The organism is Flagellimonas rhodophyticola, assembly GCF_049332665.1.
Lineage (GTDB): Bacteria > Bacteroidota > Bacteroidia > Flavobacteriales > Flavobacteriaceae > Flagellimonas.
This window is the reverse complement of the sequence record NZ_CP186326.1, coordinates 3,035,142-3,051,984: the sequence shown is the minus strand read 5'-3', so window position 1 is coordinate 3,051,984 and position 16,843 is coordinate 3,035,142. Positions and strand designations below refer to the sequence as shown.

18 protein-coding genes are annotated in these 16,843 nt (G+C 38.3%); 6 read left to right on the top strand and 12 right to left on the bottom strand.

Annotated features, from left to right (window positions below; translation table 11 throughout):
• The first annotated feature begins 77 nt into the window (after nucleotides 1-77).
• On the top strand, nucleotides 78-1,808 hold the full coding sequence (locus tag ACOKFG_RS13720) for a carboxypeptidase-like regulatory domain-containing protein (protein ID WP_298790510.1): 1,731 nt from the start codon (nucleotides 78-80) through the stop codon (nucleotides 1,806-1,808).
• Nucleotides 1,809-1,859: 51 nt separating this feature from the next.
• Here ACOKFG_RS13720 and ACOKFG_RS13715 read toward each other — a convergent pair whose 3' ends face one another.
• The 8 genes from ACOKFG_RS13715 to ACOKFG_RS13680 form a co-directional block, all read right to left on the bottom strand.
• A complete protein-coding gene (locus tag ACOKFG_RS13715; protein ID WP_298790508.1) occupies nucleotides 1,860-2,210 on the bottom strand; it encodes a DUF6515 family protein in 351 nt (116 codons plus the stop codon).
• 107 nt (nucleotides 2,211-2,317) lie between these two features.
• The gene (locus tag ACOKFG_RS13710) at nucleotides 2,318-2,758 is read right to left on the bottom strand and encodes a hypothetical protein (RefSeq protein WP_298790506.1); all 441 of its coding nucleotides are present in this window, start codon (nucleotides 2,756-2,758) and stop codon (nucleotides 2,318-2,320) included.
• A complete protein-coding gene (locus ACOKFG_RS13705) occupies nucleotides 2,751-3,281 on the bottom strand; it encodes a hypothetical protein (protein WP_298790504.1) in 531 nt (176 codons plus the stop codon). Before ACOKFG_RS13705 ends, ACOKFG_RS13710 begins: the two co-directional genes overlap by 8 nt.
• Before the next feature lie 34 nt (nucleotides 3,282-3,315).
• Nucleotides 3,316-3,858, bottom strand: a complete 543-nt coding sequence (locus tag ACOKFG_RS13700) for an RNA polymerase sigma factor (protein ID WP_298790502.1) — start codon at nucleotides 3,856-3,858, stop codon at nucleotides 3,316-3,318.
• Nucleotides 3,859-3,931: 73 nt separating this feature from the next.
• Complete coding sequence (locus ACOKFG_RS13695; protein WP_298790500.1) at nucleotides 3,932-5,764, bottom strand: ABC transporter ATP-binding protein; 1,833 nt, start codon at nucleotides 5,762-5,764, stop codon at nucleotides 3,932-3,934.
• Nucleotides 5,765-5,768: 4 nt separating this feature from the next.
• Nucleotides 5,769-7,475, bottom strand: coding sequence for a phospho-sugar mutase (locus ACOKFG_RS13690; protein ID WP_298790498.1), 1,707 nt, complete (start codon nucleotides 7,473-7,475; stop codon nucleotides 5,769-5,771).
• Between the two features lie 56 nt (nucleotides 7,476-7,531).
• Nucleotides 7,532-8,479: a glycosyltransferase family 2 protein gene (locus ACOKFG_RS13685; RefSeq protein WP_299485807.1), complete on the bottom strand. Its 948-nt coding sequence runs from the start codon at nucleotides 8,477-8,479 to the stop codon at nucleotides 7,532-7,534.
• Nucleotides 8,480-8,521: 42 nt separating this feature from the next.
• The gene (locus ACOKFG_RS13680) at nucleotides 8,522-9,043 is read right to left on the bottom strand and encodes a DUF4199 domain-containing protein (protein WP_299485805.1); all 522 of its coding nucleotides are present in this window, start codon (nucleotides 9,041-9,043) and stop codon (nucleotides 8,522-8,524) included.
• A 163-nt stretch (nucleotides 9,044-9,206) separates the two neighbouring features.
• On the opposite strand from ACOKFG_RS13680, the gene ACOKFG_RS13675 reads away from it, so the two are divergent.
• The 3 genes from ACOKFG_RS13675 (at nucleotide 9,207) to mtaB (ending at nucleotide 12,167) form a co-directional block, all read left to right on the top strand.
• Entirely contained in the window at nucleotides 9,207-9,476 is a 270-nt protein-coding gene (locus ACOKFG_RS13675) for a type B 50S ribosomal protein L31 (RefSeq protein WP_299485803.1), read from the top strand.
• A gap of 79 nt (nucleotides 9,477-9,555) precedes the next feature.
• Entirely contained in the window at nucleotides 9,556-10,731 is a 1,176-nt protein-coding gene (locus ACOKFG_RS13670; RefSeq protein ID WP_422861464.1) for a GlmU family protein, read from the top strand.
• A gap of 107 nt (nucleotides 10,732-10,838) precedes the next feature.
• Nucleotides 10,839-12,167, top strand: coding sequence for a tRNA (N(6)-L-threonylcarbamoyladenosine(37)-C(2))-methylthiotransferase MtaB (gene mtaB / locus ACOKFG_RS13665; RefSeq protein WP_298790488.1), 1,329 nt, complete (start codon nucleotides 10,839-10,841; stop codon nucleotides 12,165-12,167).
• Nucleotides 12,168-12,216: 49 nt separating this feature from the next.
• Here mtaB and ACOKFG_RS13660 read toward each other — a convergent pair whose 3' ends face one another.
• Nucleotides 12,217-12,510: a GNAT family N-acetyltransferase gene (locus ACOKFG_RS13660; protein ID WP_298790486.1), complete on the bottom strand. Its 294-nt coding sequence runs from the start codon at nucleotides 12,508-12,510 to the stop codon at nucleotides 12,217-12,219.
• Between the two features lie 150 nt (nucleotides 12,511-12,660).
• Between ACOKFG_RS13660 and ACOKFG_RS13655 the strand changes: the two genes are divergently transcribed.
• Nucleotides 12,661-13,338, top strand: a complete 678-nt coding sequence (locus tag ACOKFG_RS13655; RefSeq protein WP_299485799.1) for an alpha/beta hydrolase — start codon at nucleotides 12,661-12,663, stop codon at nucleotides 13,336-13,338.
• A gap of 31 nt (nucleotides 13,339-13,369) precedes the next feature.
• Nucleotides 13,370-14,329, top strand: coding sequence for a lytic transglycosylase domain-containing protein (locus ACOKFG_RS13650; RefSeq protein WP_299174065.1), 960 nt, complete (start codon nucleotides 13,370-13,372; stop codon nucleotides 14,327-14,329).
• 89 nt (nucleotides 14,330-14,418) lie between these two features.
• Here ACOKFG_RS13650 and ACOKFG_RS13645 read toward each other — a convergent pair whose 3' ends face one another.
• The 3 genes from ACOKFG_RS13645 to ACOKFG_RS13635 all read right to left on the bottom strand — a co-directional run bounded on the left by ACOKFG_RS13645 (nucleotide 14,419) and on the right by ACOKFG_RS13635 (nucleotide 16,838).
• Entirely contained in the window at nucleotides 14,419-14,919 is a 501-nt protein-coding gene (locus ACOKFG_RS13645; RefSeq protein WP_299174062.1) for a nuclear transport factor 2 family protein, read from the bottom strand.
• Nucleotides 14,920-15,138: 219 nt separating this feature from the next.
• Entirely contained in the window at nucleotides 15,139-15,972 is an 834-nt protein-coding gene (locus ACOKFG_RS13640; protein WP_299485797.1) for an alpha/beta hydrolase, read from the bottom strand.
• A 146-nt stretch (nucleotides 15,973-16,118) separates the two neighbouring features.
• A complete protein-coding gene (locus tag ACOKFG_RS13635) occupies nucleotides 16,119-16,838 on the bottom strand; it encodes an NUDIX hydrolase (protein ID WP_298790476.1) in 720 nt (239 codons plus the stop codon).
• Nucleotides 16,839-16,843: the final 5 nt, after the last annotated feature.

Below are 16,843 nucleotides of genomic sequence, written 5' to 3'. Positions count from 1 at the left end.
AACCTCTTAATTACTAGCTTTATATGGCTCGATTTTTGATGCTATTTATGCATGTTCAACAAACAATCTATTGCGTTATGAAAAATTTACTACTACTATTTCTAATTGTCCCATTCTTTGCTTTATCACAGGAAAATCCGTTGCACATCCATGGAACAATAAGCGAAGGTTCAAAAACACTAAGTGAGGTAAGTGTGCAGGTAAAAGGAACTTCAGAAAGCACGGAGACTGATGCGGAAGGAAGATATAATATTCAGGCTCAACCTGGGGATGTCATTGTATTTAATCGCTTGGGAATGGAACCCGTTGAGATTATTACAGAAGATGTCACATCCTTGCTGAATATTGATATGAAACCCAAAACAGAACGTTTAGAAGAGGTAATAGTAAGAAAACGAGGAACAAAGTCGCAAAAAGATTTAGAAAAAGAATTTGCTTCCAATAAAAAATTGATACGAACGTATTACGGTATTCTTGATGCGGATAGGGTAGGTTTTACTATGCGTGTTATGAATGGGGATGACTTTAGTCTTGGATTTGTCAATGTATTGGACATACTGCAGGCAAGGCTTCCGGGTATTTACTTTTTATCCGATCCGTCAGCGGTTGGATTCAGGAAAGCCTACTTAAATAGGACCAGAACTTTAAATGGTAATGTTCCGCTTTTATTTGAAATTGATGGAGTGCCAACTACCGACCTTCCTTTTATACCGGTTACTGAAATTGATCGACTTGCTTTGATTTCAGGAACTGGAGGTACTTTACGTTACGGAACCCGAGGTGCCGGTGGGGTAGTTGTAATAAATACAAAAAGAGGAGAAGCACTGCGTAAAAAATCTGCTGCTGCCAAATTAGGCATTCGATTATTCAATGATACCGATGTAGTGGACTACAATGAATCCGAACTGTTTGGAGAATTCACCAATATAAACACTTTGGAAGATGCCTTAAGCAGATTGGAAATTTTAAAGTCTTCATCGGAAACATCAGGGTATTCGTATCTCCAAGCATACACCTATTTCCAAAAGAGATGGCCACAGCAATCAGCAAAGGAAGAAGTTCTAGAACTGCTTTTGAACAAACATGGTAACAATCCGGTTATTATGAAGTCACTGGCCTACGTTCTGGAGGATTCTAAGCAATATGATTCCGCTCTGGATGTCTATCAACAGCTATTTAAGATTAGACCGAATTATGAGCAATCCTATAGAGATGTTGCCAACGCATATCAGCAAACAGGAGATGCTAAAACCGCATTGCGATTTTATATGAATAAAGAAGGTTTCCCAAGATTTGATAAGGAGACTTCGGAAAATAGGGAGGGTATCGATTTTATAATGCTCACGGAATTGAATGCACTATTGAAAAATAACGTTGCCGAACTTGGGATGGAAAACCAAAAGAACACGATTGGAAAAGTGCCAAATGGAACCCGACTGCTGTTTGAATGGTCGCACGGAGAGGCTGAGTTCGAAGTACAGTTTGTAAACCCTAAAAAAAGATACTTTACCTGGACCCATGAGAACACTTCGGATAAAGAAAGAATACAAGATGAGAAGTTACGGGGATATTCATCCGAGCAATTTTTTCTGGACAGTGATTTACAGGGAAATTGGCAGGTCAACCTTAAATATTTTGGAAACAAGACAACAGTGCCAACATATTTAAAGGTGACCTTATGGACAAATTTTGGAACAGCTTTTGAGAATAGGATGATGAAACTATTTCGACTAGAAAACAAAGAAGATAATTATAAGCTGGCCTCATTCATGAATAGTCCTTTAGAAGCCGAGTTCGAAGGAAAATAAAAAAAGAGCGGTATTTACCGCTCTTTTTGACTAACAACTAACCTAAACCAACTAAACATTCACGACCACATAGTGTCTGCCGGTTTTTTTATACCAAATACCTCGGTATTTGTATAATTTTCTTCCGTTGACTACAACCACTTTTCGTGCTCTTGGCAATCTTCTAACTTTTACACCTCTTGGGGCTGCACATACAATGTATTTTTTTCCTCGGGCCTTATACCAGACTCCATCTGCAAAGTAGAAATTGGTCTTTTTATGGACGATAACCTTTGGTTTAGTGACCTTGGCGACCACGGTACCGTGTTTTGGATAAACACGGACTACTGTACTTTGCGCGCTTGCGGCCAACATACTTCCCAATAATGCTATGGTGAACAACATTGTTTTTAAATTTTTCATAACGTAGATTTTTATGGTTTATAGTTCTTTGACCATGGATTTGCCCTAAGGTTTAATGAAAAAAGGAGCCAATTGGCTCCTTTTAGTGTATTTTGTCGAAATAAGGGCTATCCGCCACCTCTTCGTTTGCGCATTTGTTGCAATAGCCGCTTTTTAAAGTCTTCTTCGGCTTTTAAGAGTAATAATGTCTTTTTGGGTGAAATAACCGTCCTTATCTCGGAAATAAAGTCTTGCTGTGCTAAATACTTTTCTTTTTGAATAGCCATGAACTTATCCAAGAGCGTCGAAGATTCCGAACTGGATAAATCCTGTAGCATGCTTATTTGAGACCTGAGTTCTATTCGTTCTCTTCGTCGAATCGCTTCCAATGCCTCCTCGTATTCGTTATAAACGGGCCAAAAAGCTTGTGCTTCCTTTGAAGTGAGCCCAACTCTTTCGGTAATAAAGGCCACTTTTAGGGTTTTAATGCGATCTCTGGCGGGACCTTGGGCATAAAACCAAGAAGTCCCCATGAAACACAACAGCAGTATGAGTAGCTTTTTATTCATAATCATCGTAATCTAAATTTAAATCTTCAATATCCTCAACATTTTCATCTAAATATTCCAAGATGTTATCTTCTTCCAATTGATTTTCCAACACATCATCTATGCTAAGTTCATCAATCACTACAACTTCGGCTAATTCGTATGAACTTAAGTCTAGCTCCGTATTTTCAAAATACGCGTCTATTTCGGCCGAAGCCAAATCTTCAAACGTTACGGGGGTAGTTGTTTTCCAGTTAAGCCCAAAAATTAGGAGAAACACAGCAGCAATTGCAGCTGCGCTGTAGTAGAATTTTTTATAAGATTTTAGTTGAATGACCTTGGGTTCCTTAAAGTCAAGCTTGGACAATACTTTTTCTGGAAGATGCTCAAAATACCCTTCGGGTGTGGTAAAACCATCCGATTTTGGAATTATGGAGTCTTCCATTTCACCTTCTTGCTGTTTGATTTTATCCATGAGCCGGTCATGAAAACTATCAAAATAGCCCTCCGGGGTCTTAAAATTATTTTCCTTGTCCTTTCCCATCTTTTTTGGTTAGACAATCAAACCCAATAAAGGTTTAATCTGCCTTAAGATACGTTTCAATTTTCTTTACTGCCAAATGGTAGGAAGCTTTTAGGGCTCCAACCGATGTCTCCAATACTTCAGAAATTTCGTCATACTTCATTTCCTGAAAATATTTCATAGTGAATACTAATTTTTGTTTATCTGGAAGTGTCGCCATTGCCTGTTGCAATTTTAGTTGGATTTCGCTTCCTTCAAAATACACATCCGATTGCAAATTTTCAATCATTGTGGTTTTAAGTTCCTCATCACTTATGCCTAACTTTTTTGATTTTTGTTTCAAAAAGGTCAGTGATTCATTGGTGGCTATCCGATACATCCATGAATATAGCTTACTATCGCCTTTAAAACCCTCAATGTTGCGGTATACCTTGATAAAAGTATTTTGCAGCACATCATCTGCATCATCATGATTCAAAACAATTCTTCGAATATGCCAATACAAACGCTCTTTGTAAGTATTGACCAATACCTCAAAGGCTCGCGCTTGACTTTCTTTTTGTTTTAGCTCGTTGACTAAGGTTTCCTCAGCAATCAAATGTTTCTACATTTTGGTGCTATGACTAAGGTAATAGAAAAAGGTTTAATGTGCTTATGAAATAGGGGATAGGTTAAGAACCCAATGATTGCATTTCGACCAATTTTTTATAACCTTTTTTGGATTTCATCAATTCGTCATGAGTGCCTTGCTCCACAATCTTCCCTTTATTCAAAACTACAATGGAATCGGCATTTTGAATTGTGGACAGACGATGCGCAATAACGATGGAGGTACGGTTTTGCATCATCTTTTCCAGCGCATCCTGAACCAAACGTTCACTTTCGGTATCTAAGGCAGAAGTGGCTTCGTCCAAAATCATTATGGGAGGGTTTTTAAGGACTGCCCTGGCAATGGAAAGTCGCTGTTTTTGCCCTCCACTAAGTTTATTTCCGCTATCACCTATATTGGTGTTATAGCCCTTGGGAAGTTCCATGATAAAATCATGTGCGTTGGCTACTTTAGCTGCATCAATAATCTCATCATCTGTGGCATTTTCCTTTCCTAATCCGATATTGTTTTTAACGGTGTCGTTGAACAAAATGGAGTCTTGGGTGACCAATCCCATTAAACCACGAAGTGATTTTTTCCTTATAGCTTTGATATTGGTGCCATCAATAGAAATTTCACCTTCATCAACATCATAAAAGCGGGTCACCAAATTGGCAATAGTACTTTTTCCACTTCCTGATTGCCCTACCAAGGCTACAGTATGTCCTTTTTTAACTTCTAAATTGAAATTTTCAAGCACATAATCATCTTCATATTTAAAAGAAACATCTTTGATAGAGATATCCGATGATAAATCACCCTTTTCGATGGCGTTTTCGGCGTCCGAGATGGGATTTTCCGTATCCAAAACATCAAAAATACGTTCGGCGGATGCATTCCCTTTTTTGATATTATAATTGACCGTGGTAATGGCCTTCACTGGATTGATAATGGTATAAAAGAGCCCGATATAACCCATAAACTCCTGAGGAGAAAGGGTGCTTTGATTTCCCAAAACCAAACTTCCTCCATACCATAGAACAGTAATCACAACAGTTACTCCTAAAAATTCGCTGAAAGGAGAGGCAAGACCTTTGCGTTGCAAAACGGAAATCATAATTTTTTTGAACCTGGAAGTCGATTCGGTAAATCTTTCCGTTAACCTGTCCTCGGCATTAAACCCTTTGATAATTTTTAATCCTCCCAATGTCTCTTCAATAAAGGATAGAAAAACTCCTGTTTCCTTTTGAGCTTCAAGGGACTGTGACTTCAGCTTCTTTCCAACGATAGAAATTAAGAATCCAGCGATGGGAAGAAATATAAATACAAATAGGGTCAACTGAGCACTTATGGCTAGCATCGAAATCAAGACAATTACAATAGTAATTGGTTCTCTTGCAAGTGCTTCTAGTGAATTGATAATCGAATTCTCTACTTCCTTAACGTCGGAGGTCATCCTTGCCAATAAATCTCCTTTTCGAGCTTCAGAAAAGTAACCCAAAGGCAAATCCAGAGTCTTTATATACAATTTGTCTTGAATGTCCTTGACCATGCCTGTTCTTAGATAAGCCAGAACATACATGGCGGCATAGCGAAACAGGTTTTTTAAAAAGAAAATCACAATACTTGCTATACAAATAAAGACCAGCGCCGCTAAGGGTCCGTCACCCTCAACTTTGACGGTCAGAAAATGGTTCAAAGAACCTTCGAGGTATTCTTTTAAGTTGCCCATACCTTCATAAACCGGAGCTTTTTCAACCTTTTCTTGGGTGCCAAAAAGTATTCCAAGTGTTGGGATAAATATGATTATCGATAACACATTGAAAATCGAATAAAGGATATTAAATAGAATATTCAGAAAACCATATTTACGATAGGGTACCGCAAAACGGAGAATCTTTTTAAAGTAATTCATTCAGCTACAAGTTCAATTCGGAAAGGATACCCTTAATCTTGGTATCCAGCTGCGAATTTACGGATTTAAAATCTGCTGCTTTCACCAATTTGGTGTTTGTGGTAATGTAAAATTTCACCTTTGGTTCGGTTCCGCTTGGTCTTGCCGCTATGCGGGTACCATCCTCGGTTTCGTAGATCAATACATTGGATTTAGGCAAGTCAATCGCTTTTTCTTCACCCGTTTGCACATTTTTCGAGATGGAAGTGTTGTAATCTTCTATCCAAACAACTTTGGAACCTTGCACCGATTCTACGGGGTTTTCCTTGAAATCGATTAACATTTGTTTGATTTCCTCGGCGCCGCTAATCCCTTTTTTGGTCAATGAAACCAAATGTTCCTTGTAAAAGCCAAAGCTTACGTAGCTATCGATTAATTCTTTGTAAAAAGAACTCCCATTGGTTTTTGCATCTGCAGCAACCTCGCAAGCCAATAGGGTAGAGGTGACGGCATCTTTATCGCGCACGAAATCACCTACCATATAACCAAAACTTTCCTCGCCCCCACCAATAAAGGTTGAATTTGGAAAATCCTTGATCATTTGGCCTATCCACTTAAATCCTGTTAAGGCTGTTTTGAATTCCACACCATAGGCTTTGGCCATTTGCTCTACCATTGGGGTAGAAACAATAGTGGTAGCAATGAATTCGTTTCCTTGAAATCCTTTTTTCTTGTACTGATCCAAGAGAAATTTGGTCATCAACACCATGGTTTGGTTACCATTTAACAATTCCATTTCCCCATCTAAATTCCGCACAGCTATTCCCAGGCGGTCACTGTCGGGGTCTGTACCTACCACCATATCGGCTCCAATTTCTTCCGCTTTCTTGATGGCGATTTTTAATGCTTCGGGTTCTTCTGGATTTGGAGATTCAACTGTGGGAAATGCTCCATCCGGTTTTGCCTGCTCTTCTATAATGGTAACATTATTATAGCCTGCTCTCTTTAGTACTTCTGGTATTGCCGTAATTGAGGTACCGTGTAATGAGGTGAAAACTATTTTAAAATCATCTTTCCCTTTTGCGCCGAAACTGCCTTTATTTACTGAGGCCTCGAAAAAGGCTTCGTCCACGTCTTTATCAATCAATTGAACAAGACTTTCATCGGCATCAAACTTAATATCTTCAAAGGAAAGGGAATTGATTTCCGCAATAATCTCGCCATCCTCAGGCGGAACAATTTGCCCTCCGTCGGTCCAATATACCTTATATCCATTGTATTCTGGTGGATTGTGAGATGCAGTCAATACAATTCCTGCATGACAGTTCAAATGTCGCACTGCGAATGACAACTCTGGAGTTGTTCTGAGCTCGGAAAACAAGAAAACTTTGATTCCGTTTGCGGCAAAAACATTAGAAACCGTTTTGGCCAGCGTATCGGAGTTATGGCGGCAATCGTACGCAATTACGACCTTAATATCTTCTCCGGAATATGTTCTTTTCAAATAGTTACTAAGTCCTTGTGTATTTTTTCCGAGTGTGTATTTATTTATCCTATTGGTTCCCACGCCCATAACTCCTCGCATTCCCCCAGTTCCAAATTCCAAGTCCTTATAAAATCGTTCTTTAAGTTCTTCGGGATCGTTGGCGATTAAGTGTTGAATTTCCTTTTTGGTTGCTTCATCAAAAAAATCAGTAAGCCAAGTATGTGCGTTTGATGTAATGGAATCCATGGATATTTTTGTTTTAATAGGAATAAAATTACAAAGAATCTGTATTTAAGATTTGCTTAAACGTTTATTTTATCGGAGATGGTATATCGGGTGTCATTTTTTCGTGACCTAACAATAATTTCACCCAAAAAACCAGCTAGGAACAATTGCGACCCAATGAGCATTGCCGTTAGCGCTATATAAAATTGGGGGCGATCAGTGATTAACCTTCCTGTTTTATTGATATATAGTTTATCCACTCCAAGATAGATAGAGAATCCAAAGCCAACAATAAACATGAGTACTCCAAGTGCGCCAAACAAATGCATAGGTTGACGGCCAAACTTTGAAACGAACCATATGGTAATCAAATCCAAAAAGCCATTTATAAAACGTTCGGCTCCGAACTTGGTGCTTCCATATTTTCTGGCCTGATGCTGGACTACTTTCTCTGTGATTTTGGAAAAGCCTGCATTTTTGGCTAAAACCGGGATATACCTATGCATATCTCCAGATACTTCTATGCTTTTTACAACATCATTCTTGTATGCTTTTAATCCACAATTAAAGTCGTGCAGTTTTAACCCAGATGTTCTTCGTGCCGCCCAATTGAAGAGTTTGGATGGAATGTTCTTCGTGATGATGGAATCATATCGCTTTTTTTTCCATCCGGAAACCACATGATTTCCACCTTCATTGACTAACTTGTATAATTCGGGTATTTCTTCAGGGTTATCTTGAAGATCGGCATCCATGGTGATCACTACGTCACCTTGTGCCGCCTTAAAACCAGCATGAAGGGCTTGTGATTTCCCAAAGTTCTTTAAAAACCGAATGCCTTTTACATGACTATTGGAGCTTGCAAGTTCCTGAATTGTTTCCCATGAACCGTCAATACTGCCGTCATCAATAAAAATTATCTCATATAAAAAATGATTGGACTGCATAACCTGTGCAATCCAATCATGAAGTTCTTTTAGTGATTCTTGTTCGTTAAGTAAGGGAATTACAATGGAAATCTGCATTGTTCAATTCTGGAATTCCCTTCAAAAATAGTATTTTTTGGTTTAGTAGGCAGGTTTATCCTTCTTGAGAATAAGACCGGTTATTAGTCCGATTACCAATCCTAACAAACAACTTATGATTAAACCTATAGGGTAGCGCAACCATGACATTTTCTTTTGCATTGCAACTCCCTGTTCCCATTGTTCCTCTGTCATGCTGGGGTTCTTTTCAAAAGCATCGGGTTTAGCCAACGCAATTGCCTTATCCATAAAATCAGGTTCGATAAAGTTGATAAGAACATATTGATACAAAAGAGACAGAATGGTTGAGACCAAAGCAATCCCGACGGCCAACTTTACGGCTTCTCCAAGTTTTAGATAGCCACCATTTGCTTTTTTGTAAGCCAAAGTGCCCAAAACAATAACCACAATTGTAAGTACTGTTGAAATAACAATTACCGAAGTGTTCATTTCATAATGCATGCCTTGGGTATAGAGCATTACCCCGAATACAATAGAAATTAGACCTAAAATAAGTCCATAGTTAAGGGAAAACTTCCCTATTTTTGGTTGATTTTCTTCCATTTTGTTTATTTTTTAGTGTTGATTGTAGCTCGTTAGTTAAGTTCCAGATCAATTTGTTACATATAAAAATAGATTTTTTCTTTTTTGTTGATTTTAAGTTGGCAATATCCAAGAAATCATTAAATTTGCACCTCGAAAATTCTGAGATCAAGCATTTAAGACGATGAGAAAAGGTATACACCCAGAAAATTATAGATTGGTAGCTTTTAAAGATATGTCCAACGACGATGTGTTTATTACAAAGTCTACTGCCGAAGCTAAAGAAACCATTACAGTTGATGGTGTTGAATATCCTTTGGTAAAGTTGGAAATTTCAAGAACTTCACATCCATACTATACTGGTAAGACCAAATTGGTTGATACAGCCGGTAGAATTGATAAGTTCAAGAACAAGTATAAAAAGTTCGGTAAAGAAGAGAAGAAAGAGGAATAAGCCTCTTTTACAACAATATTTGACGCCTCTGGTTATTAATCAGGGGCGTTTTTTATTTTTGCACCATTAAAACATGACCATGAACTATATCCTTTCTGACGGATCGCAAAGAAAAGCATTGTTGCCTTTTACATTTACCAGACCTGTTGCGGAGATTAGAATTGGAATTTTGACCATTCGAGAAAAATGGGAAAAGTACCTTAATACTTCGGTAAGTTTCAAAACAGAGGACTATTTATCTGAAAAGTATACTCTTGTAGAGGCAACTGAAAATGTTATCATTATTGCTTCTTTTCTGCCAAATGCCGAACTGGTCGAATCAATAACTGCATTAAAGCAGAACGAAGCCATCTTCATTGGTGATAAGTTGGTCGCCTACTTTAGCTCTAGTCCTAAAGAAGAGGTGGATTTATCCGAATACAAGCGTATCGACTTGGATAAAGAGCCATTTACTGTGGATTATACGTGGGATATATTTTCAAAAAATGGAGAAGCCTTGCAGGCTGATTTTGATTTGATTACCCAAGGACGAAAAAGTGCTCCGATTTCAAATACCAATAAATTGATATGCCCTGAGAATATCTTTTTGGAAGAAGGAGCGGTAGTTGAACATAGTATTTTGAATGCAACAGAAGGACCTATTTACCTAGATAAAGGCGCTGAAATATGGGAAGGCTGCATGGTACGGGGAGCGCTGGCCCTTTGCGAAAAAGCAGTTGTGAAAATGGGCGCCAAAATATATGGTCCCACAACAGTTGGGCCGCATGGAAAAATATGCGGAGAAGTCAGTAATTCGGTGATTTTTGGATACTCGAGCAAGGGGCATGATGGATATCTTGGGAATGCTGTTTTGGGAGAGTGGTGCAATATTGGGGCAGACTCCAACAATTCCAACCTAAAAAATAATTACGCCAAAGTTCGTATCTGGAACTACGCGACAGAAAAGTTTGACCATACTGGCTTACAGTTTTGTGGACTTATGATGGGCGATCATAGTAAAACGGCCATCAATACAATGTTCAATACGGGAACAGTAATCGGGGTTAACTCAAACATATATGTACCGGGATTTCCAAGAAATTTTGTACCTAGCTTTAGTTGGGGTGGGGCATCTGGTTTTACAGAATATCTTCCCAAACGAGCGTTCGAAGCGGCAAAGGTGATGATGGCGAGAAGAGGTGTTGAATTTGATGAAAAAGAGGCCCGGATTCTGGAGCATGTTTTTGAAGAGACTAAAAAGTGGCGGAATTATTAGCCCGTGTGTTGGTTTTGTTTTTGGCATACGCGTTTAGCTAGGTTATCCAACTATCCATTACTCAAATCAATTTTGTAAATTTGCAGCCCAAAATTTAACGCAGGTCAATGCACAAAAAAGTTGCCTTTTATACACTGGGTTGCAAGCTCAATTTCTCAGAAACTTCTACGATAGCACGAAGTTTTGAAAAAGAGGATTTTGAGCGCGTTGATTTTGATGAAAAGGCCGATGTTTATGTAATCAATACCTGCTCGGTCACAGAGAACGCGGATAAGCGTTTTAAGACCATTGTAAAACAGGCTCAGAAGGCCAATCCCGAAGCTTTTGTAACTGCGGTTGGCTGTTATGCTCAGCTAAAACCTGAAGAACTGGCCGCTGTTGATGGCGTTGACTTGGTGTTAGGAGCCACCGAAAAATTTAAGATTACAGATTACCTCAATGATTTAACAAAAAATGACAAAGGGGAGGTGCATTCTTGTGAAATTGAAGAGGCCGATTTTTATGTTGGAAGTTATGCCATTGGAGATCGCACTCGAGCCTTTTTAAAGGTTCAAGACGGATGCGACTATAAATGTACCTATTGCACTATTCCATTGGCTCGAGGTATATCCCGAAGTGATACCTTGGAGAATGTACTTCGAAATGCAACGGAGATTTCATCAAAAGGAATCAAGGAAATTGTACTTACTGGGGTCAATATTGGTGATTATGGAAAGGGGGAGTTTGGAAATAAAAAGCATGAGCATACCTTTTTTGAGCTGGTCAAAGCTTTAGACAAGGTTGAAGGAATCCATAGATTACGCATTTCTTCCATCGAGCCCAATCTGCTTAAAAATGAAACCATTGATTTTGTTGCTCAAAGCAATTCCTTCGTGCCTCATTTTCATGTGCCTTTGCAAAGCGGAAGTGATACGATTCTGAAATTGATGCGACGTAGGTATCTTTCCAATCTATATGTTGATAGGGTAAAACGGATTAAAGAGGTCATGCCTCATGCCTGCATTGGAGTAGATGTTATTGCTGGCTTTCCTGGCGAGACTGATGAACATTTTTTGGAAACCTATCATTTTTTAAATGATTTGGATATTTCCTATCTGCATGTTTTTACTTATTCGGAAAGAGATAATACGTTGGCTGCCGAAATGGAAAATCCGGTTCCCAAAAACATTAGGAGCAAGCGAAGTAAAATGCTAAGAGGATTATCGGTTAAAAAGAGAAGGGCTTTTTATGAAAGCCAATTGGGAAGTATGAGAACCGTCTTGTTCGAAGGAGAAAACAAATCTGGTTATATCCATGGCTTCACGGAGAATTATGTCAAAGTTAAAACTCCTTGGAATCCCAAATTAGTGAATACATTGCATCGAGTGGAACTTACTGAAATTGATGAGGATGGATTGGTCCGTTTCAATTTTGTATTGGAAAAGATATTGGCATAAAAAAACCTCTCGGAAAGAGAGGTCTTTAAACTTACACCTTACATATAAATTAGATGCGTATCCCAACGGGAAGCATCTCTTTGTATTGTCTGTTTTTTCTTAGAAAACCTGCAATGTGTGGGCTAGTAGGAACAACCCTTAGGTTTTTTTCTTGTATCTCGTGAAGCACAGCTTTAATAAAAGTTTCTTTAAAACCGTCTTGTGTAATTTCTTCGGGGATAACCAATTTGGTTAAAAAAACTTTACGTTCTTGAGAAGAGTATTCAATCTTGGCTAAATGCCCATCAACCTTAGTTTCATACTGACGCAAGAAACTATTGTCATTGATTTTCATTTCTGTCATATAGTTTTGTTTTTATTTGACATCGTGCAAATTGCATAATTGCAATTACAGATTACCTTCCTTATGCATTTTGGGGCGGTGATAAAAAAAGGGTTACAAAATTACTTAAAAAATTGCTAAATTCCTAGCCAAATCGATATTAGGTCAGAAATGCCCGACAACAAAACCCATGTTTACCTCATGCCCGGAATGGCTGCCAATCCCTCTATTTTTGATGGGATTGCATTACCTTCGACTCATTTTGAAACCCATAAGCTTGCATGGTTTGTTCCGGACAAGGGTATGACCCTATCAGCTTATGCAAAAAAAATGTGTTCAAAGATACGCCACGAAAACCCTGTACTTCTTGGAGTTTCGTTTGGAGGCCTTTTAGTGCAAGAAATGGCGAGACACATTAAAACATCTAAGGTGGTTATAGTGTCTAGCGTAAAACATAGTTCTGAACTTCCCAAGCGTATGCTGTTTGCCAAGTACACCAAGGCACATAAGTTGCTGCCAACTGGTTTGGTCAACAACGTTGAACTTTTGGCCAAATACGCTTTTGGCGAAACTGTGACCAAGCGTTTAGAGCTTTATGAAAAGTATCTTTCCGTTCGAGATAAAAGCTATATAGATTGGTCCTTGGACAAAATAGTAAACTGGAAGCAGACAATTGTACCAGAAAACCTAGTGCATATCCATGGAGAAAAAGATGCCGTTTTTCCTATGGTAAATATTAAAGATTGTATCCCCGTCAGAAATGGTACCCATACCATGATCATACATCGTGCAAAATGGTTCAATGAGCGCTTACCGGCAATTATTTTGGGAGAAGAGAGTTGTATATAGTATATCTTTACGAAAGAAATAAAAAATCAGCATGAAATATATAAAGAACATCTTGGCAGGTATCGGATTAGCAGTGGTAATTGGTAGCTTAATTTTTGCCGTCCAATCAAGCGATATAGACCAGCCGGAAAAGCCAGATACAGAAGCTATCGACAAGAATGTTTCCAGAGGTTACCAAATTAGCGCTATAGAAATCCCACAAGATTTAAATTTTGCAGGTGAAGCAGTTCCTTTGGAAGACCCAGAAATATTAGAAAGGGTAGATCGTGAGTTCTTGGTGAACACCTATTGGCAATCTAATGCTCTTTTGTTAATGAAGCGCGCTCATAAATACTTTCCCGTTATTGAGCCCATTTTAGCCAAGAACGGAGTCCCTGACGACTTTAAATATCTTGCTGTAGCCGAAAGTGGATTGCAAAATGTGGTTTCTCCCGCAGGAGCAAGAGGGTTTTGGCAAATCATGAAAACCACCGGAAGGGAATACGGACTGGAAGTAAATTCCAACGTTGATGAACGTTACCATGTTGAGAAGGCAACGCAAGTGGCCTGTGATTACCTTAAAAAGTGGAAGAGTCGTTTTGGCAGTTGGACCTTGACAGCTGCTGCGTACAACGCTGGTCCTGCAGGTATTCGAAAATATATGAATATTCAAAAAGCTGATGATTACTATGATTTATTGTTGGGAGAGGAGACAGGACGTTATGTCTTTCGGATAATGGCAATAAAGGAGATTGTCTCTAATCCAGATAAATATGGTTTTAATGTTGAAAAAGAAGATTTCTATAATGCAGTGCCTACATTTTCGGTAGAAGTGGATTCGGCAGTTGCCAGTTGGGCGGACTTTGCCAAACTCTATGAAATCAACTATAAGATTCTAAAAAGACATAATCCATGGTTGCGCGAGCCTCATTTGAACAACAGTTCAGGTAAAAAATATGTGGTGGAGATTCCGAATAAGGGATATTATCGTAACTCCGGTGCCGGAAGATAGTTATTGTTGTTACAAAGGTGGGTGCTTTTTCAGCCCCTTTTAAGTGCTGAGGAGTTTGTCAATAGTTCGTAGAAATGGTTGACGCTTTTTTACTTTCTTTCAACATAGATATCTGTCCACATTGATCTCCATATTTTCCAGGAGTTATCAGATTGTCTTCTATAAATGGTTGTACTTATTCCATTTTGAACCATTCCAAAATTGATGGAATCCTTTTTATATGTCCAATCTAAAAGAGATGTATGGGTTGAAATGGCCAATGTATCCATTACGTCCAAGCTGACTATTTCAGTGACATAATTGTTTATGGTTGTTTTTGAACTATCATTGGGAAACCAAAATTTTCTAATTTCTGATTTCCCCTCAATGGGTTGAAGTGTATTAGGTTGAATTCTTGAATCTTCTACCAAAAGCTCCATAATTCCTTCTTCATCGGATGCTAACCAACCATTCACGTAAGCTTTATGGATTTTTCTAATTTCCAATTCAGCAACATCAGTTGGTTTTTTAGTTTGTTTATCACCGCATGCAGCTGTGGCCAACAATATAAATGATAAGAGAAATAGTTTTTGTTGATAACAAAATTTCATCAATTCGGTTTTTAATAATGCGCTAATAGATTTAAACTATTGATTTTTCAAAAGCTTGAATCTACTACATAAGCTTAATGTTGAAAAGTGAAGTTCGGAATTTTAACCACACACCTAGTGTTAATTTTTGAATTTATGTCCTAAAGGGCAATTGTAGGTTAGTTGGCCTTAATTGAACAGTAAAGAATACTTCCGCAATTTCAATAATAGCAAATAGTTTTATTTGAGGAAACCCCAAATCTCGTTAAATATGAATTCTAAATCGTTTGCCGAAAAGTCTCCGTGTTTTTTGCCCTCTATGGTAACCAGTTTATTTTTTACTCCAGATGCTTCCAACTTTTCATGGAGTAAAGTAGCCTGTTCGTATTCCACGTTGATATCTTTATTTCCATGAAAACTGATTATTGGTGGAGTCTTCTGTTGTGAAATGTGATTTATAGGGGAGGTAAACTCTAGGTACCGGTTTCTGTCGCCTTCCCATTTTTTTAGAATAAGATCTGTATATCCTTCATCATTCCAGAATGCTATGGCACTTTTTGTTTCTGTAATTCCATACCAATTAATTATACCTTTAATCGCGCCCTTTCTCTTGCTTAAATGATGTCCGTCCAACTCAAATTCATTGATCATCCCGGCAAGTAATGCTAAATGACCACCAGCAGATTCTCCTGATAAATAAATTTGATCTGTGTCGAATTTGTAGGTCGAGGAATTCTCATTGACCCAGTTTATTGCATCAATACAGTCATTTACACAACCGATTAAATTTGTCTCCTGAAGCAATCTGTAATCTACATTTACAACACACCAACCTTTTTCAAGATATGGTAAAAACGCTAGTGACCGCGATATTCTATCTCCACTTACCCAGCCACCTCCATGAAAATAAATAAGGGTTGGTTTAGTTTGATCTGACAGCTCTTCCCAGGGTTCCTTGCCCAATTTTTTCGCAGGATAATAGACGTCCAGCTGTTTTTCTAAGGAATCTATTGTTTTATAGGTAATCTGTGATATTATTGAAATATCTTCCATCACTTTATATATACTTTTCATGTCCTTTTTTTTATTGCAGGATGTAAATAATGTAACTAAACTAATGGTATAAAGGAGTTTCTTCATTTTTTTGTTTAGAGTCCGAGATGGTTGATGCAGTTCCTCAACTACATATGAATTTGCCAACGATCCAATTCTACATCTGGTTAACTGTTGGTTTTTTTAAGCTTATATTGATAAGGGTTACTTCCAGGACTTTCTTTTTTCAGTTTGGGCAGGCGTTCGAATTTACCGGTGGCCAACATTTTTTTTTGAAAACGGCTGCGGTCTATTTTTTCACGAAAGATAGCTTGGTGAAGATGATGCAGCTCTGGCATAGTAAATGTCTCAGACAAAAGGTTATGCGTGTGTAGTTCGTTCTTACTGTCCTCCTTTAAACGATTCCGGGCTTTATCAACTATTTCCTTGTGGTCCATCCAAAATTTCGGGAGATCATCCATCGAAAACCAGGATGCGGCTTCGTCGAACTCTCCGGGTACCGGATGGGTATTGTCAATGTCTACTAAAGAATAATAGGCTAAGGTCACAAAACGATCATTTATCCAATAATCCTCTCGCCACGGTAAACCATTTTTATCAAAATACTGTTTGAATTCTTGAACAAATCGACGATTCGAGGCTCCAAAAACGGATAAAAATTTAAAATGAGGGTCTTTGAGGCCCGTTCGCTCTTCTAAAATTCGGATTACGGCCTCATCAACAGATTCCTTTTTATTGATATACCCTCCTGGCAAGGTCCACTTTTGTCCTATTTTCAGCAATAAACATTTTAATTCGCCTTCTTGATATCCGATGATTACAAGGTCAATAGATAAATTGGGAAGAAAATGATCTGTACCGTTTTCTAATAGTTTTTGAATTTCCATTACTA